Raw genomic sequence first — 24,181 nt, 5'->3', positions numbered from 1 at the left:
TTATTTTTTCAGCGCTTCCAGAATTTCCTTCTTCTTTACACTTCCCTGGTTAAAATATACCAGTTGATTTTGTTTATTATAAAAAGCTAAAACAGGGATGGTTTTGGGTTGGTAAAAGCCACCAAAAAAGTATTTGATATCTCTGCCGATATAAACAGAAGGATATTGCTCTAAATGAAATTTATCGTAAAATATTTTTATTTTCTGCAGCAGTTCCGTAGTTGCCAGAATCAGGTTGGTTGAATCTGTAATCTCAGGTAAGGTAAGCATCAGCTGCAGTTGATCCTGGCAGTGCCCGCATTCGGGATTAAACAACATGATGATGGTGTTTTTATTTGCCTTAAGAACAGTTTGGGTAAATGCAACAGAATCGGCATTCAGCAAAGTAAAATTTGGCAGGGCCTTATTTTTCAGGTAAGGCGGAGTGGTATCGTACTGCGAAAATGCAGCAGTACTGAAAAATAATACGGTAAAAAAAATAATCAGTTTCTTCATTATTTTATAGCTGCAGCAATTTCTGCTATTGGTGTACTACCAGTAAATGAGGTTACAAAATTCCCTTTTTTATCATATACAAAAATAGAAGGGAAGGAACGTATCTTATAAAATGTACCTAAAAAATAGCTCGGGTCTCTGCCCATGGTAATATTAGGAAAGTCAGCGATTTTATATTCGTCATAAAATTTTCTGATGTAAGCATAATCTAATGGCGAAGCCATAACGATCTGTGCTTTTTTGAAAAGTTTTATACCAGCAGTAAGTTCTTTGGTTTCCATCTGGCAATGCTCACAATCAGGGCTGAACATCATGATGATGGTAGCCTTTTTCTTTTTAAGGTCGGCTTTAGTAAAGTAACTGCTGTCTTTTACATTAGTTAATTTAAAAGAAGGTACCATAGGAAAGCGCAGGTATAATATGGATGTATCTACCTGTGCAAAACTTATTGCACTTATGGCTACTGCCAAAACCAAAAGAATATATTTTTTCAAAGCCTAATTTTTTATAAAACTAAATTTTTTGATTGAGAATGAAATGTTAAGAGGGAGAAAAGTTTAGAAGTTTAGGGTTTAGGAAGTTTAGAGGTTCAGAGTTGCAGTGTTTAAACCCAAAACCCCTAAACCTCCTCATAAAACAGAAAACTTAAAAAGACAGCCGGAAACAGCTTTTTTTCTCTACTTTTGCAGCCACTTAAAAACAAAGCATCATGGCAACTACAGCAGATATGCGTTCAGGACTGATCATCAAGGTGGATGGCAGTTTATATTCAGTAATTGAATTCGGGCAGAATAAAACAGCCCGTGCAGCAGCAAAAGTTTGGGCAAAATTAAAAGGTGTGGACAATGCCCGTACTATTGAAGTAACCTGGAATAGTGGTGAAACCATTCATCCGGTAAGGGTGGAAAAGAAAGCCTACCAGTATTTATACAAAGATGATACCGGGTATAGTTTTATGGATACCGAAACTTTTGAACAGATCACTGTTCCGGAAGCTATGATTGATGCGCCTAAATTTTTGAAAGATGGCCAGGAAGTAACTGTGTTGATCAATGGAGAAACCGACCAGCCAATGGGGGTGGAATTACCTGATAAGATTGTATTACTGGTTACTTATAGCGAGCCGGGCATGAGGGGAGATACTGCAACAAAAACTTTAAAACCAGCTACTGTTGAAACAGGCGCTACGGTTAACGTTCCTTTATTTGTTGATGAAGGAGAGTTGATAAGGGTAAATACAAAAACAGGCGAATACGTAGAAAGAGTAAAAGCTTAAGCAATAATTTTATACCTGAAAATGGATAGCGGTTTTTACTGTTATCCATTTTTAATTTTATACGATTTTTATGTGTTTTTTAGGGTTTTTTGCACATTTTTAGCCCATTTTAGGCAAAAAAAGCCCATTTCTGATTTTTTTTATTTTAAGAAAACTTGCATTTTTGAATAATCATTTACTACCTTAGCAGTCCCCTATAATTATCCATTTACTAATCAAAAATTACACATGGACATTAAACAGATTCAGGAGCTTGTAAAGCTCATCAACAAAACCAATATCGGCGAAATTACCATTGAAGAAGAAGGGGTAAAAATAACCGTTAAACAAAAAAAAGATCCCGTACAACATATTGTAGCTAATGCAGGAGCGCCGGTTTACTCTGCTCCGCCACCAGCACAGGCTCCGGCTGCAGCCGCCGCTCCGCCACCAGCAGCAAAACCTGCTGAACCTAAAGCCGATAACCTGATAACAATTAAAAGTCCGATGATCGGAACTTTTTATCGCCAGAGCGGTCCGGGTAAACCCATTTTTGCCTCTGTAGGAGATGAGGTTACAGTGGGTAAAGTGGTTTGCATTATTGAAGCCATGAAACTCTTCAACGAAATTGAAAGTGAAGTAAAAGGAAAGATTGTAAAGGTATTGGTAGAAGATGCCAGCCCTGTGGAATATGATCAGCCTTTATTTTTGGTAGATCCTTCTTAGTCGTGAGTGGTTGAGTGGTCAGTCGTGAGTGGAGCTTTTAGATTGAAAAGCTTTTAAATTCACGAACTGCAAATACTCTCGCCTCACAATTCACTATTCACGTTCCACCATTATTAATTTCAAATGATCAAGATGTTTAAAAAGATATTGATTGCCAATCGTGGGGAAATTGCACTTCGTGTAATACGTACCTGTAAGGAAATGGGCATCAAAACTGTTGCCGTTTATTCCACTGCTGATAAAGATAGTTTACATGTAAAATTTGCTGATGAAGCCGTTTGTATTGGTAAACCAGCCAGCAGCGAAAGTTATTTGAACATGGCACATATTATGGCTGCCGCCGAAATTACCAATGCCGATGCTATACATCCCGGGTATGGTTTTTTAGCAGAGAATGCCAAGTTTGCAAAAATTTGTGGCGATCATGGTATTAAATTTATCGGCCCAACGCCGGATATGATCAATGCGATGGGGGATAAGATAACCGCCAAGCAAACGATGATCAATGCAGGTGTTCCGGTAGTACCTGGTGTGGAAGGTTTATTGGAAAGTGTGGAACATGCAAAATCTGCAGCTAAAGAGGTAGGCTATCCTGTAATATTGAAAGCTACTGCCGGAGGTGGTGGTAAAGGTATGAGGGTGGTATGGCATGAAGAAGAAATTGAAAAAGCATACGAGAATGCCAAGACAGAAGCTGCGGCTTCTTTTAAAAATGATGGCATCTACATGGAAAAATTTGTAGAAGAGCCACGTCATATTGAAATACAAATTGTAGGCGACCAGCACGGGCAGGTTTGTCATTTAAGTGAAAGGGATTGCTCTATTCAACGCCGTCACCAGAAATTGGTTGAAGAATCGCCATCGCCTTTTATGACGCCGGAGCTAAGAGAAGCGATGGGAAATGCAGCTATTAAAGCAGCAGCGTCTATTAACTATGAAGGCGTTGGCACCATTGAATTTTTAGTAGATAAGCATCGCAATTTCTATTTCATGGAAATGAACACCCGTATACAAGTAGAACATTGTGTAACTGAAGAAGTGATCAACTACGATTTAATTAAAGAACAAATTATGATTGCCGCAGGCGATAAACTTACCGGTAAAAATTATATCCCGGTAATGCATGCTATTGAATGCCGCATTAATGCCGAAGATCCTTATAATGATTTTCGCCCCAGCCCCGGAAAAATTACAGTTTTACACCAACCCGGCGGGCATGGCGTAAGGGTAGATAGCCATGCATATGCAGGTTATGTAATTCCTCCTTATTACGATAGCATGATCGGTAAATTAATTGCTGTGGCACAAACCAGGCAGGAAGCTATTGATACCATGAGCAGGGCTTTGAGTGAATATGTAATTGAAGGTGTAAAGACAACTATCCCTTTTCATTTACAACTGATGAAGCATCCTGATTTCAGGAGTGGTAACTTTACCACTAAATTTTTAGAAGGGTTTACAATGCAATAAGCATCTGTGATGATATTTAAAACGAAGGCTGCACATTGTGTGGCCTTCATTATTTTATTAAAGCCAAACATTTTTCCAGGCTTTCCCTCCATCCGGGAATTGTAATACCTAATGCTTCTTTAATTTTTGTAGTATCCAAAGCTGAGTACTGCGGCCGTTTTACCGGAGTGGGATATTGCGAAGAAGGAATAGGATTTACGGCACAAGCACTTCCAGCGAATTCTTTTATTGCAAGAGCAAATTGGTACCAATTGATAACACCTTCATTACAATAGTTGAATATTGGATATTGAACATTCAACATTGAACATTTCTCGATAATCTCCATGATACATGTTGCTAAATCTGCTGCATAAGTAGGGCAGCCCAATTGATCATCCACTACATTTACGCTTTCTCTTTCTTTCATCAACCGCAGCATTGTCTTTACAAAATTATTGCCAAAAGAAGAGAATACCCATGAGGTTCTTATGATTATTACAGCAGGATTGTTTTGTACAGCCAGTTGCTCGCCCTGCAATTTTGATTGCCCGTAAATACTTACCGGGTTAGTAGGGTCTGTTTCTTTATAAGGATGTTTGCCGGTGCCATCAAAAACATAGTCGGTAGAAATATGAATGAGCTGAGTTTTATGCGATGCACAAACAGCCGCAAGGTTGCCAACAGCAGTAGCATTAATTAAAAAGGCTGCATCGCTTTCGGTTTCTGCTTTATCAACTGCAGTATAAGCCGCACAGTTAACGCAGTAATCGATAGTATTATCAGCAAAGTATTTTTTTACCGATTCCGCATCTTCAATAGCAATAACATCACGTGTTGCAAATAAAAAATGATATTGTGGATACAATGCGGCCAATGCCTGGAATTCTTTTCCAAGTTGGCCATTGGCGCCTGTAACTAAAATGGTATTATGTGTTGCCACTTATTTTTTAAAAAGTAAAATTAGTGATGCAGTTATGCAGTAAGGGATGATTCGTATCTTTTTCTGAAATGATGGCTTTGTCAGCAGGTATCTGCCAATCGATATGTAAAGCAGGGTCGTTGTACATTATACCACCTTCGCATTCTTTATGGTAAAAATCATCGCATTTATAAAATACTTCTGCTGTTTTGCTTATCACAGAATAGCCATGAGCAAATCCTTGTGGTATCAGTAATTGTTTTTTATTGGCTGCAGATAATTCAATGATAAATGCTTTTCCGTAAGTAGGAGAGCCATTGCGGATATCAACCGCTACATCTAAAATACTGCCACTTAGCGTTCTTATTAATTTTGTTTGTGCATGAGGGTTTAACTGGTAGTGCAATCCACGTATTACACCATAAGATGACTGCGCCTGGTTATCCTGTACAAATTTTATACTAATACCTTCTGCAGCAAAAGTGTTTTCATTATAACTTTCAAAAAAATAACCACGGCTGTCTTCAAATACTTTAGGTTCAAAAACCAATAAGCCGGGAAAGTCTGTTTTTATAAAAGGCATTTTTTAATGGATAATTGATAATGATGTAATGAATAATGTTTTCTGCTCAAACAACTTTCAGGATAATCAAATACTCTTTACAATTAAAAAATTATTCATTATCCATTAATACATTATTCATTAACTATAAAGTTGTTTAAAATAATTAATAGTCTCTATCAGGCCGTCTTCAAATTTTTTCGTTGGCTGATAGCCTAATAAATTTTTTGCTAATGAAATATCTGCCAGGGAATCTCTTATATCACCAGCCCTCGGCTCACGATAAGTGGCATTAAAGCTACTGTTCAATTGTACCTGGCAGGTCTTGTATAAATCATTTACCGTAAATCTTTCTCCAACTGCCACATTGTATACTTGTTTAAAAGCAGCTTCATTATCTGTAAGCATGCCTTTGACATTTACCTGCACTGCATTTTCTACAAATGTAAAATCCCGTGTTTGTTCTCCGTCTCCATTAATGTAAACAGGAGTTTTATTCATAATGCCTTTTACAAATAAAGGAATAACTGCCGCATAAGGCCCATCAGGATCCTGCCTTGGTCCAAAAATATTAAAGTACCTGAAGCCCATTAACTTGATATTATACACATCTGCAAAAACCTGGGCATATAATTCATTTGTTTTTTTTGTTGCAGCGTAAGGCGATAAACAATTTCCAATACGTTCTTCTTTTTTGGGTAAGGTAGGTTCGTCGCCATATACAGAGGATGAAGAAGCGTACACAAATGTTTTTACGTTATTATCAACTGCAGCTTTAAGCATATTGGCAAAGCCTCCTATATTCACTTCAGTAAAATACAATGGTTCTTTAATGCTCCTGGGTACAGAGCCCAGAGCCGCCTGGTGGCTTACATAGTCAATACCTTCGCATGCTTGTAAACAGGTGGCTGCATTCCTGATATCTCCTTCAATAAATTCAAAGCCGGCATATTGTTTTAATATATCGAGGTTACTGTTGAACCCGTTCACCATATTATCCAGCACCCTTACTTTTTTAGCACCATTTTTAAGCAGGTATTCTGCAATATGCCCACCAATAAAACCTGCACCACCGGTTACTAAAAAATTACTGTTACTTAAATCTTTGGTATGAAAATTATTCATTTAGTCATTATTAATTAGTCGTTATTACTACAGGCTCCAGTAATTCCTGCTGCTTATCTTTCCTCTGTAAATACCTTTTAAATCTGCTACTAAAGCATGTGGTTTTGTGATGGAACTAAAATAGGCGTCATCTAATTGTTTGTAAGCATTATGCGGCACTGTTACAATTACTGCATCATAGTCGTTGCTTAGTTGTGGTGTTAACGAAAAACCATATTCATGCTTAAGCTCATCACTTTCTGCATGAGGGTCGGCAACATCAACATTTAATGAATACGATTTTAATTCCTTTACCACATCAGCCACTTTACTATTCCTGATATCGCTTACATTTTCTTTAAATGTGGCACCCATCACTAATACCTTCGCATCTTTTATATTACCATTGTGCTGAATAATATGTTGTAATATTTTCTTAGCCACATACCCGGCCATGCCGTCATTAATAACACGTCCGGCTAAAATTACCTGACTGTCGTAACCTAATTCTTTTGATTTGTAGGTAAGATAATAAGGATCCACACCAATACAGTGGCCGCCTACAAGGCCGGGCTGAAATTTTAAAAAGTTCCATTTGGTGCCTGCAGCTTCCAGCACTTCATAGGTATTAATATTCATCTTGTCGAAGATGATACTGAGTTCATTCATCAAGGCAATATTAAGATCACGTTGTGTGTTCTCAATAATTTTTGCAGCTTCTGCCACTTTAATAGAAGAGGCTTTGTGTACACCTGCTTTTACCACCAGTTCATAAACTTTTGCAATCACATCTAAACTTTCGGTATCGCAACCACTTACTACTTTTACAATACTGGATAAGGTATGCTCTTTATCTCCCGGATTAATTCTTTCGGGAGAATAACCTAACTTAAAATCAACGATATTTTTTATGCCACTTAATTTTTCAATAATGGGTAAACAATCTTCTTCCGTGCAGCCGGGATAAACCGTACTTTCAAATACAACATAATCATCTTTTTTTACCACTTTGCCGATAGTTTCGCTGGCTCTTTGTACAGGTACAAGATCGGGCACATTATGCTCATCAACAGGAGTGGGAACGGCAACAATAAAAAAATTGGCCTGTCTTAAAACATCAAGGTCGTTGGTAAATTCAATATCACAATTATCAAAGGCACTGCTTTCCAGTTCCTGGCTGGGATCAATTTTATTACGCATCATTTCCACCCGCTTTGCATTAATGTCAAAGCCAATCACTTTAATTTTTTTTGCAAACTCCAGTGCAATAGGTAATCCCACATAGCCTAAGCCAATTACGGCAAGTTTCTTTTTTTTCTCAATCAGGTGCTGGTACATAACTAGTAATAAAAAATTAATAATGAATAATTAGCCCTTGCGTTCAAATTCTTTGGGCAGTTTATACAACTCTTCTTTGGGTAAATTTTTAAAATAATCGTACGTAATTTTTAAACCTTCAGCCCGGGCCACTTTTGGTTGCCATCCCAGTAATTCTTTTGCTTTGGTAATATCCGGCTGTCTTTGTTTAGGATCGTCGGTAGGCAATTCTTTGTAAACAATTTTTTGTTTAGTGCCGGTAAGTTTAATGATCTCTTCTGCAAAATCTTTTAATGAAATCTCATCAGGGTTGCCAATGTTTACAGGCTGTGCATAATCACTCATTAACAGTCGGTAAATACCTTCCACTAAATCATCCACGTAGCAAAAGCTTCTCGTCTGGCTGCCATCGCCAAATACTGTAAGGTCTTCGCCACGTAATGCCTGGCCGATAAATGCAGGCAATGCCCTGCCATCGTTTAGCCGCATACGTGGGCCATAGGTATTAAATATCCTGATGATCCTTGTTTCTACCTGGTGAAAGGTATGATAGGCCATGGTTATAGCTTCCTGGAAACGTTTGGCTTCATCATATACACCTCTTGGCCCAACCGGATTTACATTACCCCAGTATTCTTCATTTTGAGGATGTACCAAGGGGTCGCCGTATACTTCGCTGGTGCTGGCTACTAATATTCTTGCTTTTTTTGCTAATGCTAATCCTAAACAATTGTGCGTTCCTAATGAACCTACTTTTAAAGTTTGAATAGGGATTTTTAAATAATCGATGGGGCTGGCAGGAGAGGCAAAATGTAAAATGTAATCCAGCTTACCGGTTACATGAATAAACTTAGATACATCATGATGATAAAATTCAAACTCCTTTAACTTAAACAGATGTTCAATATTTTTAAGATCGCCGGTAATTAAATTATCCATGCCTATTACATGAAAACCTTCTTTGATAAACCTATCGCAAAGATGGCTGCCTAAAAAACCAGCAGCACCTGTTATTAATACACGTTTCATTTAATCTTACAATTGATTGTTAGTAATCCTTTGCCCAAGACCCATAAAAAAATATAAAAGAGAACCCAGCACAGGTAAAAAAATAATCACCACTACCCATGTGAGCTTAGTTACTGAATCTTTAAAATTGCTTTGTAAAACGCTAACTAATGCAATAAGCCAAAGCAAAAAAACGATGAGGCATGCAATGCCCCATACAGCTAAATTAAACTTTGGTTGCAGCAGTTCCATATTTTTATTTTTGGTTCACTACTTTTCTTCCCACGCTCACATAATAAAAACCCATTTCTTCCATCTGTTTTAAATCAAATAAATTTCTGCCATCAAATATGGCTTTGTTTTTTAGCAAAGCGGTGATCTTATCAAAATCGGGAGTTCTGAATTCACTCCATTCTGTAGCAATTACTAAAATATCCGCATCCACTAAAGAATCGTACTGTCTTTCAGCAAAAACAATTTTATTTCCCAGTAATGCTTTTACATTATTCATAGCTTCCGGATCGAAAGCCTGTACAATGGCACCCGCTTTCAGCAATTCTTCAATTATATACAAGGCCGGTGCTTCCCTGATATCATCTGTATTAGGTTTAAAAGCCAAACCCCACAAGGCAATTTTTTTACCTTTCAGCTCATTATTGAAAAACGTTTTTATAGCAGGTAATAGATGTAGTTTCTGTTTGTCGTTTACTTCCATTACTGCATTTAGTATTTTAAAATCGTAGTTGATATCGTTTGACGATTTTACCAATGCCTGTACATCTTTAGGAAAGCAGCTGCCGCCATAACCGATGCCTGGAAATAAAAAGCGTTTACCAATTCTCTCATCACTGCCAATGCCTTTGCGTACCATGTCCACATCAGCACCTAAACGTTCACACAACTGTGCAATTTCATTCATAAAAGTGATCTTGGTAGCTAAAAAAGAATTGGCAGCATACTTGGTTAGCTCGGCACTTTTTTCATCCATAAAAATAATAGGATTGCCCTGGCGTACAAAAGGAGCATACAGGTCATTCATTAATTTTTTTGCCCTTTCCGATGTAGTACCAATAACCACTCTGTCTGGTTTCATAAAATCATCTACTGCCACACCTTCACGTAAAAACTCAGGATTGCTTACCACATCAAATGCAACGGTGGCATTTTTTGCAATGGCAGCATGTACTTTATCTGCAGTACCAACAGGTACCGTACTTTTATCAATAATAACTTTATAATCGGTAATTATCTTGCCCAGGTCATCAGCTACACCTAAAATATATTTCAGGTCGGCGCTGCCATCTTCACCCGGCGGGGTGGGCAAGGCCAGGAAAATTATTTTAGCATCTTTAACAGCTTCATCAAGAGAAGTGGTAAAATGTAAACGGCCTTCTTTCTGGTTACGTAAAAATAATTTTTCTAAACCTGGTTCGTAAATAGTGATATGACCGGATGATAATTTATCAACTTTACTTTTATCAATATCCACACAAATAACATTGTTACCTGTTTCGGCAAAGCATGTGCCGGTTACTAACCCTACATATCCTGTTCCTACAACTGCAATTTTCATGTGCTATTTATTTACAAATTCTAAAACTTTATTTACAATAAATGTTTGTTGTTCTTCATCCAGTTCTGTATGAATAGGAAGGCTGATCACTCTTTCGGTTAACCAGTCGGTAACTGGCAGGTTAAAGTTGCTTCCGCCAAAAGCATCAAACATTTTTTGCCTGTGCGCAGGCACGGGGTAATAGATCATAGATGGTACACCATTGTCGGCTAAAAACTGGTGTAATCCATCTCTGTCAACACCTTCAACCAATAAAGTATATTGATGAAATACATGTTTATTATCAGCAGCTCTAAACGGAGTGGTGATCTTTTTATTATCCACAAAAGCATTATCATAAAAATCAGCTGCTTTCACCCTGGCAGTAATGTATTCATCCAGGTGTTGCAGTTTGATATCTAAAATAGCAGCTTGAATAGCATCTAACCTGGAATTACAACCTACCACATCATGATAATATCTTTTGCTTTGTCCGTGTGATGCAATCATTTTTAATACAGACGCTAATTCATCGTCATTGGTAAATATGGCACCGCCATCGCCATAAGCACCCAGGTTTTTGCTGGGATAAAATGAAGTGCAGCCAATATTACCAATAGTGCCGGTCTTTTTTGTAGTGCCATCGCTGAAAGTATAATCATTGCCGATTCCCTGTGCATTATCTTCAATCACAAATAAATTGTGTGCAGCAGCAATTTTCATAATGGCGTCCATATTAGCTGCATGACCATATAAATGCACTGGTACAATCGCTTTTGTTTTTGGTGTGATCGCTTTTTCGATGGCTGCCGGATCAATACAAAATGTTTTGGGATCTACTTCTACAAAAACAGGTTTCAATCTTAATAGTGCAGCTACTTCCACAGTAGCAATGTAAGTAAATGATGGAGTGATCACTTCGTCGCCGGGTTCCAAACCCAACGCCATCATGGCAATCTGAAGAGCATCGGTACCATTGGCGCAGGGTATACAATGTTTACTGCCGTGGTATTTTGCAAGGTTATCAGCAAAAGTAGTTACCACTTTTCCGCCAATAAAAGCAGAGCTCTCCAAAACGCTTATTACTGCGGCATCTACTTCTGTTTTTATCTTGTGATACTGGGTTTTAGTATCTACCATTTGTAAGGGCCTCATAAAGCTTATTTTAAATGTGGGCAAAGATAACATTCAGTGGGCAGTTGGCAAAGGGGAAATGGCAGTTTGGAGTTGACAGTTTATAGTTTTTAGTTGACAGCATTAATATTGTAACCCGGCTAAATTAGCCGAAAGCTTAAAACCATAGTGTAATAATCTTTTTTGTATAGATTTGCTTTAAAATAACGCTTGGCCAAACTAATTTATAACCTGTTTCTTTTTCTGTACTCCACAGGCATACGTATTGTTTCTTTGTGGAATCCTAAAGCCAAAAAATGGCTGGAAGGAAGAAGAAATATCTTCGCTACCATCAATTCACGATTCACCACTCACCACTCACGAACGGTTTGGATGCATTGCGCCAGCCTGGGAGAATTTGAGCAGGGGCGGCCGGTTTTGGAAAGCCTGAAACAACAAGACGCCAGCCTTACTATTGTGCTTACATTTTTTTCGCCCAGCGGCTACGAAGTAATGAAGGATTACAAAGGTGCCGACCATGTTTTTTATTTACCTATGGATAATATTTTTTCGGCAAAGAAATTTATTGATGCCATCAATCCAACGCTGGTGTTGTGGGTAAAATATGAATACTGGTTTTATTATTTGCAGGAATTGAAACGGCGGAATATTCCGGTGCTGCTGGTGTCTGGTGTGTTTAGAAAAAGCCAGCCATTTTTTAAATGGTATGGAGGTATCTGGAAAAAAATGCTGGAGAATTTTGATCATCTTTTTGTACAGAATGATGCTTCTGAAAAGTTATTGCAAACCATAGGTGTAGTTGAAAATGTTTCAATAAGTGGGGATACCAGGTTTGACCGTGTTATTGAAATTGCGAAACAATCATTAAACGCAGAAATTATTACCTCTTTTTGTGCAGGTAGCACCATTATTGTTGCCGGAAGCACCTGGGAGGATGATGAAATTATTTTAGCGGCTTACGGCGATGAAACCAATCACCAGCAAAAAATAATTGTGGTGCCCCATGAATTAGATAAAGCACATCTTGATAATGTAAAAAAGATGTTTAAAAAATCGGTTTGTTATACCGAAGTTGAAAGTGATGCCGCACTATTAAATGCTATTTCCGGTTACAATACTTTGATCATTGACACTATTGGCATGTTAAGCCGGCTATACAATTATGGCCATATTAATTATATTGGCGGTGGTTTTACCAATGACGGTATTCACAATATTCTGGAAGCAGCTGTTTGGGGCAAGCCTGTAATTATTGGAGAGAACTATGAAAAATATTTTGAAGCGGTAGACCTGGTGGAATGTGCTGCTGCAGAAAGTATCGGTGACGTGGTGGAATTAAAAGAAGTGATTGATAACTGGCTTACGGATACAATTGCTTATAATGAAAGTGCTGCTGCCGCAAAAGAATATGTGTATGCAAAAGCAGGCGCCACCAAAAAAATAATAGAGTATATTTATATAAAACGCCTTTTAACCAATTGAATAAATTGCTTTACAATTTCGTTGTCTTCGCTCCAGCCGATCTTGGTTTTTAATTCTCTTTGAATCCAGTATTCGGCTTCGGCTAATATTGAAAAACCGTTGATGGTTTTGATACTTCTTTCGTACATGCTTTCATCGCCACGGAATAATTCGTTGATGTATAAAAAACGATCGTTGATGCCAATAGCTTTTTTCAGGTCACGTATGGGAGACTCAGTTAAAGAATCGCCAAGATCAATTTTAGATTGTCTTAATTTATCGTTTAAGGAAGCAGCATTGGCACCGATAGTTTCATGCACTTCTCTTTTTTGTACAGGCGTTTCCTGTAAGTGATGTGTTAATGTAGGAATATCCTGTTCCTGCTCTTGTTCAAAAATTATCTGCGGTTTATTCTGTACACTTATCTTCTGCATAGCTTCAGCATTGCGCCTTATCTCTTCCAGTTCTGCTTCTATTTCAGCTTCGTCCACCTGCAATATTTCAACTGTTTTTTCTTCTTCTCTTTTTACTGCGGGTAAAATAGTTTGTGGAATATCTACATTAACAGCAGTGGTATCCGGTGCAGCAGCCTCCTGTAATTGGAAAAGCTCCAGTTCCAGCATTTGCACTGTTAAGAGTAACTGGCCTGCCGGTACTTTAGCGGCAAACTGCTCCTGTAATTTTTTTATGAGTGTGTCCACTCTTTGCATGAATAATTATACTTTTGATGCCCTGTAAGTTAAACTGTACCCAATTTTTGGTGGCCTAAGTTACAACTACAATTTTAAAAAATTATACTAATGTTTATAGAACCCAATTTTGGTGGCGGACGAAGGGGCTGGATAGAAGTGATCTGCGGAAGTATGTTCAGTGGCAAAACCGAAGAACTGATAAGAAGGCTAAAGCGGGTGAAGATCGCTAACCTTAAAGTGGAAATATTTAAACCCGCCATAGATGTACGTTATGATGCCGAAAAAATTGTAAGCCACGATACCAATGCTATTCAATCCACTCCCGTGGAAAGTTCACAAACTATTTTGCTGCTGGCACAGGATGTGGATGTAGTGGGTATTGACGAAGCTCAATTTTTTGATGCAGAAATTGGCAATGTATGCGAATTGCTGGCTATGAAAGGAGTTCGGGTAATTGTAGCCGGGCTGGATATGGATTATTTAGGTAAGCCCTTCGGGCAAATGCCCAGCCTTTTGGCCAAAGCCGATTATATCACCAAGCTGCATGCTATTTGTGTAAAATGCGGCAATATTGCCAATATCAGTTACCGTAAAGAGGCCAAGGGGCCGCAGGTTTTGCTGGGCGAAAAAGATATTTATGAACCCAGGTGCAGGCATTGTGCACAGGAATAGTTATAACTTTATTACGGTGCAACGTTTTGCTTAATAAAAGTCTCATCAGTTGTAGTTATTTACTTCAGTGTACAGATCTTTTAAAACGCCATTTATGATAAAGCAGCTTTTTTTCGGACTGTTTCTTTTTACTTTATGCACCCGGGTTTCTGCCCAAAAAAATAATATTGAATATGGCTTTCAAAGCGGTGTAAATCTCAGCTCGGCTTATGGTGATAATGTGGGCAAAGAACAAAATGGCATAATAGCAGGATTGCATATTGGTGGCCATATTAAAGTAAATGTTACCAATCATTTTGGTGTAAAAGCTATCCTGGCTTATCACCAAACCGGTTCAACATGGGGAGCCTTATTATTTGAAAATAGCACAGCCACTGGTTTGGTAGCTGGTGAACTGCACAACAAATTGAATTACCTCAATCTTCCTGTTCTTGCCGAATACTCCACCGGAAAAAAAGTAAAATTTAATGTGAATGCTGGCGTATTTGCAGGCTATTTACTAAAATATACCATGGTAATAAAAACGGAAGAACCTGGCATATCAGCCCAAAGAACTTCACCCGGCAACCGAAAGGCAATAAACTTTGGTGTATCTGCAGGTACAGGAATTCAGATACCGATTGCTACTACAATAAAATTAGATATTGGCCTGCAGGATAACTTGGGGCTTTCTAATACCTACAAACAAGGTAATGGTACAGCAAAAATAAATTCGTTTACTGTTATGGCGGGGTTGACATTTGCTTTACAATAAAATTGCAGGTTGAACAGTATGGGCTTATTTTACTTTCCTTTTTTAATTTGATGCGATGAAATATTCTATTATTATTACAGTGCTTGTTGTATTCATCTCCTGCAATCAATCCACCGGTAATAATAAAGTGCTGCAAAACCGTATTGATAGTTTAGAGAAAAAGTTAGCGGATACTTACAAGCCCGGCTTTGGAGAATTTATGAGCAGCATACAGGTGCATCATGCCAAGCTATGGTTTGCCGGGCAAAATAAAAACTGGGCGCTGGCCGATTTTGAGATACATGAAATAATGGAAGCGGTGGAAAACATTCAAAAGTACCAGGCCGAAAGAAAAGAGTCGGAAAAAGTGATCATGATCAATCCTGCTTTGGATAGTGTGAATGCTGCCATAACAAAGCAGGACCCTGTTCAATTTAGAAACAGTTATGTGTTGCTAACCAATACCTGCAACAATTGCCACCATGCTGTAAATTTTGAATTTAACGTGGTTACCATTCCTGATAAACCACCATTCAGCAATCAGGTATTCACTATAGAAAAAGCTAAATAAAAAGTAAAAAAGCACAAATAAAAAAACGTCCTCAATTTTATTTGAGGACGTTTTTTTATTGAGGATAAAACAAATTTATTGCTTTACAAACTTAGAAGAAAGCACTTTTTCTCCATTGTTGATCTTAAGCATGTAAACACCTTTTGGTAATGTTGAAATATTTACCTGTTGTACATTGCTGCTGATCTTTTCTTCCATCACAACAGCTCCACTTATATTCACCACTTTTAAAGTAGCTTTCGGAGCAATTTCGCCCAGTACGCTTACATTTAAAATATTGGTGGCAGGGCTTGGGTACACTTTCAATAAACCGTTTCCGGTAATTTCAGTGCCGTTACCAATGATGCTTGCAGTACCTAATTGCACTTTTAAAGTATAGCAGGTAGATGCATTATTGGCATTGTTGTAACCAAACACTCTTGCATAATAAGTACCTGCAGTATAGGTACGGGTAATGGTTTCACTTGTGGTACCACCATTTTGAGAAATCGCTAATTGTGTACCTGCACTGTTTACAACTGTAAGATCGTAATCAGCAGGCAATGTAGTTAATGTGATTGTGGCAGTACCTCCGTTGGTAATTACAAATTTGTAATAATCATTATCACCACTCGGGCTAATTAAACCGGTAACGTTGGTGTTAAACGGAATTACTGCTGCGCCGGAAATAGTTCCGTTAGTAGACACATCCAATGCACTCTGACAACTTGTGGCTACTGTGGCAGTAGCTTTTATAGTATAGCACGTTGCACTGTTGGCACCGTTGTAGCCAATAACTTTAATGTAATAAGTGCCTGCTGCCTGGCTGGTTAAGGAAACAGTTTCTGTTGCAGTACTGCCTGTACTGGAACCAATTTGTGTGCCTGCACTATTGTAGATATACAAGTCGTAATCCACACCACTTGGTCCAACCAGGTTGAACACATTGCTACTGGTAGCAGTAGTAACAATGGAGAAGTAATCAACATCAGTGGCGGAACTTATAGCAGCAGAATTAGTAACACCCGATGTTATACTTGCAGCAGTGGCTTGTGTTTCATTCGGCTCAAATGCACCAGCACAACCCGATGCAACGGCAGTTGTTGTAAACGAAGCAGTAGCCGCAGTGCTGGTAGAAGCTGAACAATTAGTAGTTACTCTCCAATCATATGCAGTAGAAGCAGTAAGGCCTGTTACAGGAACTGAAGTAGCTGTTGTTGCAGCAGCAAGAGTTGTCCATGTGGAAGCAGAAGATAATTTATACTCTACTAAATAACTTACTGCATTAGAACCAGCGGTCCAGCCTAAAGTAGCACCGGAACTGGTGATGGCAGATGCAGTTAATGCAGTTGGTGTACCGCAGGCCGAGCTGTATGCAGCACCAACACCTACTGCATACCATGCGTTGGTGGTGGCAATAACTTCCGCACTTCCTGCGCCATATAGATCAATGGCAGATTGAATAGCATAAGTTCTTGCATTGGCATAAGTGGAAGTAGAAATTAAATAAGTGGTGTTAGTTCTGTATGCAATAGCTGCGGCTTTATCAATACCAATACCTGTTACCGTGTAGGCGCTGCCGATATCATTGGTACCGCTGCCGCCTTGCGACAAAAGATAAAACCAGAAATTTAATACACCACTGTTAGTGTGTACGCCACATTGGTCGTTGTTATTAGTAGGAGTACAGCTGGTTGTGTTTACCCAAAATGTACCACCATAAGTATCGGGCTGACTGAATTGGTTTGGATTGGCCATATTGCGGAATGCTGCTCCAATATTTTCACCTATCATCCAGTTACCTCCGGTGCCTTTCGCATAAAATTCAATAGCCGTTCCAAAAATATCACTGAAGCCTTCGTTCATAGCGCCCGATTCTTTGGAGTATACCAGGTTAGAAGTTCTTTCAGTAACACCATGAGTAATTTCATGGCCGCAAACATCTAAAGCAGTTAGCGGGGTGTAAGTAGTGCTGCCACTTGTGCCGCCATCACCGTAAGTCATTCGGGTACCATCCCAAAAGGCGTTGATATTATTGCCATAACCAAATGCTACTAAGTTGGTGTGCACATAACTGTTTAAAGCAAAGCCAGCATTATCGACACTGTTACGGTTAAATTTAGTAAGATAAAAATCATAGGTTTTTTCGGTGCCCCAATGGCCGTCCGTTGCATATTGATCTTTATTGGCATTTACATTATTCCAGTTATTATCGGCATCAGTAAAATCAACTGCTGCTCCGTAATTGGTTCCTGCCAATCTCATATCATAAGTGTTGATACCATTACCTCTGCCGGTTTCTCTTAAGCGGTAAGTAGTACCGGTAAAATCAGTAGTAATAGTTTGCGTACCGGTGTAGGCGGTTACAGCTGTTCCTGTTGCATTAGTGGTATGAATTAATTCTCTCTTACCTAAAATGCTGCCATTAACAGCATCTACAAATACAATCTGCCTGCTCATAGGGTACTGTGCGTAAATGTCTAATTTATAGGCTAACCTCATCGATGCAGGTACCACTTCGTTTTCGCCACTGTACCATACTAATTCAGATTTAGGATAGAAGGTAGCTTTAAAATCATTTTGTTCTCTTTTAATAAAAGCTTCCTCTGCAGGAATTTGCCATTTGTACGATTGTGCACCTACAGCAGCCATTGCTTTTTGTAAAGCAGCAGTAAAGTTAATAGCAGCAGCGTTTTTTAGATCAGCAGGAAAATCTTTAACCCATTTTCCATTCTGGCTCATTACAGCATTGCCTTTTACATGCATTACATAAACAGCATTCTCTACGGGAATGCCTAAATAACTTTGCTGGTAACGAAAATGTTCCATGCTAAGGTTATCTTTTTCTGAATGCGTAAGCAAGGCGCTTGAAGAAGAAGTGAAACTGCCCTTGTCATCAGCCAGTATTACGGAACCTTTGTTAAATGCAGCGGGAGCATTTTTAAAATCAATAAATTCAGGATACATGCCGGGGTTGCCTTTTACAAAATCCTGTGCTTTGGTATCCATTGCGGATAGCAGTCCTGATGAGATCAGGAGGGTGATTAAAATTTTTTTCATTGTTTGTTTGTTAAGTTAGGAATAGAAGAAAAATATTTTGTAATATAGATGGAATAATTATTTGATACAAGAGTAGAAATACGGTGGGAGAATTACTGTGGATAACATTGGGTTAACTAACAACTGTTAGTATCGTTGATTGCACTGTTATTCCCGGTTTAAATTTTATTCGGGTTTTTATTGAATGTTAGTAATTTGCAGTAATGTTTAAAAGGATCTACGCTTTGTTACATAAAGATGTATTGCTTGAGTTCAGGCAAAAACATACTTTTTATGGTATTGTCCTTTACATTGCGTCCACCGTTTTTGTTATTTACCTTTCTTTTCCCGATAAGCCCGATGGGGCAACCTGGAACAGTTTATTCTGGATCATTCAATTATTCATTTGTGTAAATGCTGTAGCCAAAAGTTTTTTGCAGGAAGGGAAGGGGAGGATGTTGTATTTCTATTCCATTGCCTCACCTGCCGAGTTTATCATCAGCAAAATAATTTACAATGTTCTGCTAATGGTGCTGATGAGCAGCATTAGTCTGGTATTGTTCTTTTTCTTTTTAACCAATCCGGTAAGTAATTCCCTGCAGTTTACAGGTATTGTAATTTTAGGCGGTATCAGCATCAGCCTGGTATTTACTTTAATGAGTGCCATTGCAGCAAAAGCACAGCAGAATGCAGCGCTTATTGCCATAATGGGTTTCCCTATCATACTGCCACAATTATTAATGCTGATGAAACTGAGTAAAGTTGCATTTGCCGAAGTATTCCGGGCAGGCGCAGTAATGCAATTAAGCCTGTTAATTATCGGGCTGGATGTACTGGTGGTGGCCATGGCCGTGGTACTTTTTCCTTACCTGTGGAAGGACTAAAATAAATAAGCCTGCAGAAATACTAAAAAACAACAAACTGGTAACTGCAAACTCAAAACTCTGCCCTATCTTTGCGGCACTAAAAAAAATCTTCTTTTGAAGAAAAGCTGGTGGAAAATATTATCCTTTGTTTTGCTTATCTACACGGTAGTAGCAGGTTTTTTAATGAAGGTTCCCGATCTGCCCATTATCCATCAATCTATCCGCAATTTGTATTTTCATGTATGCATGTGGTTTGCAATGATGATCCTCTTTATTGTAAGTTTTGTGTACAGCATTAAATATTTACGTGACTCCAGTTACCGCAATGATATTTTTGCCAAAAATTTTGCAGCCGTAGGTGCATTTGTAGGTATACTTGGTTATGGTACCGGCGCTATCTGGGCCAATTATACCTGGCTTACTGATCAGAACCAAAGTTTGGGTAGCGTACTTAAAGAACCTAAATTATTAGGTGCGGCTATTGCTTTATTAATCTATGGTGCCTATTTTGTATTAAGGGGAAGCTTTACCGATATTGATAAAAGAGCAAGGGTAAGTGCAGTATATAATATTTTCGCTTTTGTAATGTTGTTTCCCAGCATCTGGATCATCCCGAGAATGGTGGGCAGCTTACATCCCGGCGCACCGGGCAGCGACAGTGGTAATCCGGCTTTAAATGCACAAAAAGATCTTGATGCAGCCATGCGTATGATCTTTTATCCTGCAGTTATCGGGTGGACATTATTGGGCGTATGGATCGCTACATTAAAAATAAGAATACAATTACTAACAGATAAAACACTATTAAATGAAGAAGTATCAATGGACATCGATAATAAATAAGGTGTTATTAATGTTTGTTTCTTTGTTTTTTTGTGCCGTTGCATTTGCACAGGATAAACCCGGGGTGGAAGAAGTAATGAGAAGCAATGGAAAAATTTATGTAGTGGTGGCGGTTTGCCTTACTATATTGATCGGGCTTTTCCTTTATGTTTTTTTAGTAGATAGAAAAATAAGTAAAATAGAAAAAGAAAACTAAACCGACCTGCCAGCCGGTTATAATAATTCGCCTGAATTATACATTTTTAAAACAACGATTGCAAAAAACTAAACTACAACTTTTATGTCAGCAGAAACTACGTACAGTTTTTTTCACAGTGTGGAACAAAGCTTTGACAAAGCAGCAAAATTCACTACATGGGATAGTGGGTTATTAGAACAGATCAAACAATGTAACTCGGTATTGCGTATGCACTTTCCGGTTAAAGTAAATGATAAGATAGAAGTAATTAAGGCTTATCGTGTACAACACTCTCATCATAAAGCACCTTGTAAAGGCGGTATACGTTACAGTCCTGAAGTAAATTTAGATGAAGTAATGGCATTGGCTGCATTGATGACTTTTAAATGCGCTATTGTAAACGTGCCATTTGGTGGTGCAAAAGGTGGTATCACCATCGACCCTAAAAAATACACTGCTTACGACCTGGAAAAAATAACCCGTCGTTATACAGCAGAGTTAGTAAAGAAAAATTTTATTGGCCCCGGCATTGACGTACCTGCCCCGGATTACGGAACAGGTGAAAGAGAAATGGCATGGATAGTAGATACGTACCAATCGCTTAAACCAGGTGAGATTGATGCAGCAGGTTGTGTTACCGGTAAACCAATTACACAGGGTGGTGTACGTGGCCGTAAAGAAGCTACCGGCTTAGGTGTATTCTTTGGTATACGTGAAGTATGTAACATGGAAGACGTGATGAAAAAACAAGGCTTAACCGTTGGCGTTGTTGGAAAGAGAGTAGTAGTACAAGGATTAGGAAATGTAGGCTATCATAGCGCTAAATTTTTCCGTGAAGCAGGTTCAAAAGTAATTGCCCTGGCAGAATACGAAGGCGCCATTTTTAATGAAGACGGATTAAATGAAGATGAAGTTTTTCAACATAGAAAAAAAACAGGTTCAATTTTAAATTTCCCCGGTGCTACCAACCTTGCAAAAAGTTCGGATGCATTGGAACTGGAATGTGATATTTTAATTCCTGCGGCATTGGAGAATGTTATTAACGGAGATAATGCACCAAGAGTAAAAGCAAAAATTGTTGGCGAAGCAGCTAACGGCCCTTGTACACCTGAAGCAGATGAAGAATTTACAAGGCGTGGTATTTTATGTGTACCGGATATGTACCTTAATGCAGGCGGTGTTACTGTTAGTTATTTTGAATGGTTGAAAAATTTAAGCCACGTACGTTACGGCCGTTTGGAAAAACGCTTTGCCGAAAATTTAAATGGTCATATATTGGGGCAGATAGAAGAACTAAGTGGTAAAACGGTAAGTAAAAAAGAAAGGGACTTTATTATGCATGGGCCGGAAGAACAGGACCTGGTACATAGCGGCCTGGAAGAAACGATGATCACTGCCACAAGGGAAATCATGCAGATATGGAAAGATAACCCAACCATACCTGACATGCGTACCGCAGCTTATGTAAGTGCTATTAACAAAGTGGCGCAGAGCTATAATGAGCTGGGTATTTTTCCATAATTGGTACGTTGAAATTTTATTTCGACACATTGTACATCGAAACGCAGTTTCGATACATATGATTAAATAAAACCTAAAAAAATACTTGTGTACTTTCTGTATTGTACACAAGTATTTTTTATTTTTAAACATAATTTCTTACGATTAAAACTTGCATTATGAAAAATAAGTTCCTGTTATTGCTTTCTACATTACTATTTTCAGTGCTGGTTTCTTCCGGCCAGGAAATTGACCCCAAGCTTACAGAAGTGTATGCGCCTGTTCCACCAATAGTAAAACCGGGAAAGACCAATAGTGATGCTCCTTCTGATGCCATCATTTTATTCGGCGGAAAAAACCTGGATGAATGGGTTTCTGTAAATGACAGTACCAAGCCTGCACTATGGACAGTGAAAAAAAATAATGTTACTGTAAAAAAAGGTACCGGCAATATCCAAACCAAAAGAAAATTTACCGATTACCAGTTGCATATAGAATGGCGCATTCCTGAAAATATTACCGGTAGCGGACAGGCACGTGGCAACAGTGGTGTTTTTTTAGCCAGCACTGGCCCTGGTGACGAAGGTTATGAAATACAGGTACTGGATTGTTATGAAAACACTACTTATGTAAACGGGCAAACCGGAAGTATATACAAACAATCTATTCCTTTGGCAAATGTTTGTAAAAAGCCAGGTGAATGGCAATCGTATGATATTGTATGGACAGCTCCAAGATTTAATGAGGATGGTACTGTAAAAAACCCGGGCCGTATTACCGCTATTCAAAATGGGGTACTGGTACAAAATAATACAGAAGTAAAAGGCATTACTGTTTACCGTGGAAAACCTTATTATAAAAAACACGGAGCGGCACCAATTAAATTACAAGACCATGGAGATCCCAGTGAGCCGATCAGTTACAGGAATATCTGGGTGAGGCCGTTGTAAGCATAAGAAAGTAATAGTATAAAAAATAAGCACTCTTTTTGGAGTGCTTATTTTTTATCGGGAATATCCTTTTACAACTTCTTAATTTTTATATTTCTGTACCAAACCAAATTACCATGATCCTGTAATGCAATCCTGCCTTTTTTATAAGTGCCAAAGCCGGGCATGGTTTTAAATTTACTTCCTGCCACCAAAGCTTTCCAGCTATCATCCCACATTGTAGTACTTACTACATTGGTGCCATTCAGGTAAAAATCCAGTTTGCCATCTTTAGATTTTATTTCCACTTCATTCCAATCGGCAACCGGCTTAACGGTTTCTTTGCTACAGGAAATTAAATCGTACAAATCTCCGGCACGGTGCTTGGTAATTTTTCCGTCAGGATGGCCATCATTATCTAACACCTGCATTTCAGGACCGGTTTCGTATGTGTTATGGTATTTAGCAGTGTCTTCATTTACATAAAATATAATACCACTGTTACCGTTAGCCGCAATTTTCCATTCTAATTTCAAATCAAAGTTATCGTATTCTTCATTTGTGGTAAGGTCGCCACCTTCGCCTTTTTGGGTAGTATCTATGTAAACAGCGTTGTCAGCCACTTTCCATCTGCCTGTAGCGGAGCCTTTGCCATAGGCGTGCCAGCCGGCAGTGGTGGTACCATCAAATAATGTAACCCAGCCGGTAGTATCTGCGGCGGCAGGTTTTATTGCAGCAGCAGTATCGCCGGTTTTAGTTTCAGCACTATTACAGGCCATTAATACAGCCAGCGAAGCAATCGGAATTAAGAGTTTATTTTTCATAATTTATTTTTCATCTTTTAGTGACAGAACATATTTTACCATTAATACAGCGTCTTCTTTAGAAACTTCGCTATGTCCTGCCATAGGTACCTGGCCCCAATTACCGGAACCGCCTTTTATTACTTTTTCAGCTAGGGTATTAATATTGGCTTCAGTATTTTCGTACTTCTGCCCAATCAGATTAAAAGCCGGGCCAACTGAAGTTTCTTTTATTTTATGACAACCAGCACAATTGGATTTACCTACCAGGTCCAGTCCTTTTTCAATATCAGGATTACCTGCTGCTGATTTTGAATCGCCACCTTTTTCACCTCCACCGCACGAAAAACAAAATGCGGCAATTGAAAGCATTAGAATAGTTTTTTTCATC

The 24,181-nt window shown here is 38.6% G+C and carries 26 protein-coding genes; 12 read left to right on the top strand and 14 right to left on the bottom strand.

Going from position 1 to position 24,181, the window contains the following annotated elements:
* Positions 1–495: a TlpA family protein disulfide reductase gene (locus ACQ334_RS06710; protein ID WP_430987410.1), complete on the bottom strand. Its 495-nt coding sequence runs from the start codon at positions 493–495 to the stop codon at positions 1–3.
* Positions 495–989: a TlpA family protein disulfide reductase gene (locus ACQ334_RS06705; protein WP_430987409.1), complete on the bottom strand. Its 495-nt coding sequence runs from the start codon at positions 987–989 to the stop codon at positions 495–497. Before ACQ334_RS06705 ends, ACQ334_RS06710 begins: the two co-directional genes overlap by 1 nt.
* A 215-nt stretch (positions 990–1,204) precedes the next feature.
* Here ACQ334_RS06705 and efp point away from each other — a divergent pair, with 215 nt between their 5' ends.
* From efp to accC, 3 genes are all read left to right on the top strand, one after another.
* On the top strand, positions 1,205–1,771 hold the full coding sequence (gene efp / locus ACQ334_RS06700) for an elongation factor P (RefSeq protein WP_430987408.1): 567 nt from the start codon (positions 1,205–1,207) through the stop codon (positions 1,769–1,771).
* Positions 1,772–1,999: 228 nt separating this feature from the next.
* Entirely contained in the window at positions 2,000–2,476 is a 477-nt protein-coding gene (gene accB / locus ACQ334_RS06695; RefSeq protein ID WP_430987407.1) for an acetyl-CoA carboxylase biotin carboxyl carrier protein, read from the top strand.
* A gap of 132 nt (positions 2,477–2,608) precedes the next feature.
* Entirely contained in the window at positions 2,609–3,946 is a 1,338-nt protein-coding gene (gene accC, locus ACQ334_RS06690; RefSeq protein ID WP_430987406.1) for an acetyl-CoA carboxylase biotin carboxylase subunit, read from the top strand.
* A gap of 49 nt (positions 3,947–3,995) precedes the next feature.
* Here accC and rfbD read toward each other — a convergent pair whose 3' ends face one another.
* The 8 genes from rfbD to ACQ334_RS06650 all read right to left on the bottom strand — a co-directional run bounded on the left by rfbD (position 3,996) and on the right by ACQ334_RS06650 (position 11,545).
* On the bottom strand, positions 3,996–4,868 hold the full coding sequence (gene rfbD / locus ACQ334_RS06685) for a dTDP-4-dehydrorhamnose reductase (RefSeq protein WP_430987405.1): 873 nt from the start codon (positions 4,866–4,868) through the stop codon (positions 3,996–3,998).
* 7 nt (positions 4,869–4,875) lie between these two features.
* On the bottom strand, positions 4,876–5,430 hold the full coding sequence (gene rfbC, locus ACQ334_RS06680; RefSeq protein WP_430987404.1) for a dTDP-4-dehydrorhamnose 3,5-epimerase: 555 nt from the start codon (positions 5,428–5,430) through the stop codon (positions 4,876–4,878).
* Between the two features lie 120 nt (positions 5,431–5,550).
* Complete coding sequence (locus ACQ334_RS06675; protein ID WP_430987403.1) at positions 5,551–6,534, bottom strand: SDR family oxidoreductase; 984 nt, start codon at positions 6,532–6,534, stop codon at positions 5,551–5,553.
* Positions 6,535–6,561: 27 nt separating this feature from the next.
* Positions 6,562–7,851: a nucleotide sugar dehydrogenase gene (locus tag ACQ334_RS06670; RefSeq protein ID WP_430987402.1), complete on the bottom strand. Its 1,290-nt coding sequence runs from the start codon at positions 7,849–7,851 to the stop codon at positions 6,562–6,564.
* Positions 7,852–7,881: 30 nt separating this feature from the next.
* Positions 7,882–8,859, bottom strand: a complete 978-nt coding sequence (locus tag ACQ334_RS06665) for a UDP-glucuronic acid decarboxylase family protein (protein WP_430987401.1) — start codon at positions 8,857–8,859, stop codon at positions 7,882–7,884.
* Positions 8,860–8,865: 6 nt separating this feature from the next.
* A complete protein-coding gene (locus ACQ334_RS06660; RefSeq protein WP_430987400.1) occupies positions 8,866–9,090 on the bottom strand; it encodes a PLDc N-terminal domain-containing protein in 225 nt (74 codons plus the stop codon).
* Positions 9,091–9,094: 4 nt separating this feature from the next.
* Complete coding sequence (locus tag ACQ334_RS06655; RefSeq protein ID WP_430987399.1) at positions 9,095–10,411, bottom strand: UDP-glucose dehydrogenase family protein; 1,317 nt, start codon at positions 10,409–10,411, stop codon at positions 9,095–9,097.
* A gap of 3 nt (positions 10,412–10,414) precedes the next feature.
* Complete coding sequence (locus ACQ334_RS06650) at positions 10,415–11,545, bottom strand: DegT/DnrJ/EryC1/StrS family aminotransferase (protein ID WP_430987398.1); 1,131 nt, start codon at positions 11,543–11,545, stop codon at positions 10,415–10,417.
* Positions 11,546–11,734: 189 nt separating this feature from the next.
* Between ACQ334_RS06650 and ACQ334_RS06645 the strand changes: the two genes are divergently transcribed.
* A complete protein-coding gene (locus ACQ334_RS06645; protein WP_430987397.1) occupies positions 11,735–13,006 on the top strand; it encodes a 3-deoxy-D-manno-octulosonic acid transferase in 1,272 nt (423 codons plus the stop codon).
* Here ACQ334_RS06645 and ACQ334_RS06640 read toward each other — a convergent pair.
* A complete protein-coding gene (locus tag ACQ334_RS06640; RefSeq protein ID WP_430987396.1) occupies positions 12,979–13,695 on the bottom strand; it encodes a hypothetical protein in 717 nt (238 codons plus the stop codon). The two genes, ACQ334_RS06645 and ACQ334_RS06640, sit on opposite strands and share 28 nt — an antisense overlap.
* 90 nt (positions 13,696–13,785) lie before the next feature.
* Between ACQ334_RS06640 and ACQ334_RS06635 the strand changes: the two genes are divergently transcribed.
* From ACQ334_RS06635 to ACQ334_RS06625, 3 genes are all read left to right on the top strand, one after another.
* Positions 13,786–14,349, top strand: coding sequence for a thymidine kinase (locus ACQ334_RS06635; protein ID WP_430987395.1), 564 nt, complete (start codon positions 13,786–13,788; stop codon positions 14,347–14,349).
* 94 nt (positions 14,350–14,443) lie between these two features.
* A complete protein-coding gene (locus tag ACQ334_RS06630; RefSeq protein WP_430987394.1) occupies positions 14,444–15,103 on the top strand; it encodes a porin family protein in 660 nt (219 codons plus the stop codon).
* 55 nt (positions 15,104–15,158) lie between these two features.
* Complete coding sequence (locus ACQ334_RS06625; protein WP_430987393.1) at positions 15,159–15,653, top strand: hypothetical protein; 495 nt, start codon at positions 15,159–15,161, stop codon at positions 15,651–15,653.
* A 75-nt stretch (positions 15,654–15,728) separates the two neighbouring features.
* Here ACQ334_RS06625 and ACQ334_RS06620 read toward each other — a convergent pair whose 3' ends face one another.
* On the bottom strand, positions 15,729–18,692 hold the full coding sequence (locus ACQ334_RS06620; RefSeq protein ID WP_430987392.1) for a M4 family metallopeptidase: 2,964 nt from the start codon (positions 18,690–18,692) through the stop codon (positions 15,729–15,731).
* A 203-nt stretch (positions 18,693–18,895) separates the two neighbouring features.
* Between ACQ334_RS06620 and ACQ334_RS06615 the strand changes: the two genes are divergently transcribed.
* The 5 genes from ACQ334_RS06615 (at position 18,896) to ACQ334_RS06595 (ending at position 23,008) form a co-directional block, all read left to right on the top strand.
* The gene (locus tag ACQ334_RS06615) at positions 18,896–19,555 is read left to right on the top strand and encodes a heme exporter protein CcmB (RefSeq protein WP_430987391.1); all 660 of its coding nucleotides are present in this window, start codon (positions 18,896–18,898) and stop codon (positions 19,553–19,555) included.
* A gap of 96 nt (positions 19,556–19,651) precedes the next feature.
* Positions 19,652–20,380 (top strand): cytochrome c biogenesis protein CcsA, encoded by a 729-nt coding sequence (gene ccsA / locus ACQ334_RS06610; protein WP_430987390.1) that lies wholly within the window; start codon positions 19,652–19,654, stop codon positions 20,378–20,380.
* The gene (locus tag ACQ334_RS06605) at positions 20,346–20,576 is read left to right on the top strand and encodes a CcmD family protein (protein WP_430987389.1); all 231 of its coding nucleotides are present in this window, start codon (positions 20,346–20,348) and stop codon (positions 20,574–20,576) included. Before ccsA ends, ACQ334_RS06605 begins: the two co-directional genes overlap by 35 nt.
* Positions 20,577–20,660: 84 nt before the next feature.
* Positions 20,661–22,079, top strand: a complete 1,419-nt coding sequence (locus tag ACQ334_RS06600; RefSeq protein ID WP_430987388.1) for a Glu/Leu/Phe/Val family dehydrogenase — start codon at positions 20,661–20,663, stop codon at positions 22,077–22,079.
* A 158-nt stretch (positions 22,080–22,237) separates the two neighbouring features.
* The gene (locus tag ACQ334_RS06595; protein WP_430987387.1) at positions 22,238–23,008 is read left to right on the top strand and encodes a 3-keto-disaccharide hydrolase; all 771 of its coding nucleotides are present in this window, start codon (positions 22,238–22,240) and stop codon (positions 23,006–23,008) included.
* Positions 23,009–23,079: 71 nt separating this feature from the next.
* Here the strand turns inward: ACQ334_RS06595 and ACQ334_RS06590 are convergent, their stop codons facing one another.
* Both ACQ334_RS06590 and ACQ334_RS06585 read right to left on the bottom strand, forming a co-directional pair.
* On the bottom strand, positions 23,080–23,811 hold the full coding sequence (locus tag ACQ334_RS06590) for a 3-keto-disaccharide hydrolase (RefSeq protein WP_430987386.1): 732 nt from the start codon (positions 23,809–23,811) through the stop codon (positions 23,080–23,082).
* A 3-nt stretch (positions 23,812–23,814) separates the two neighbouring features.
* A complete protein-coding gene (locus tag ACQ334_RS06585) occupies positions 23,815–24,180 on the bottom strand; it encodes a c-type cytochrome (protein WP_430987385.1) in 366 nt (121 codons plus the stop codon).
* Between the last annotated feature and the right edge of the window lies 1 nt (position 24,181).

The sequence above is a fragment of the Ferruginibacter sp. SUN106 genome, assembly GCF_050611765.1.
Taxonomy (GTDB): domain Bacteria; phylum Bacteroidota; class Bacteroidia; order Chitinophagales; family Chitinophagaceae; genus Ferruginibacter.
The sequence above is the reverse complement of the archived record's forward strand: the minus strand, read 5'-3'. Positions and strand labels throughout refer to the sequence as shown.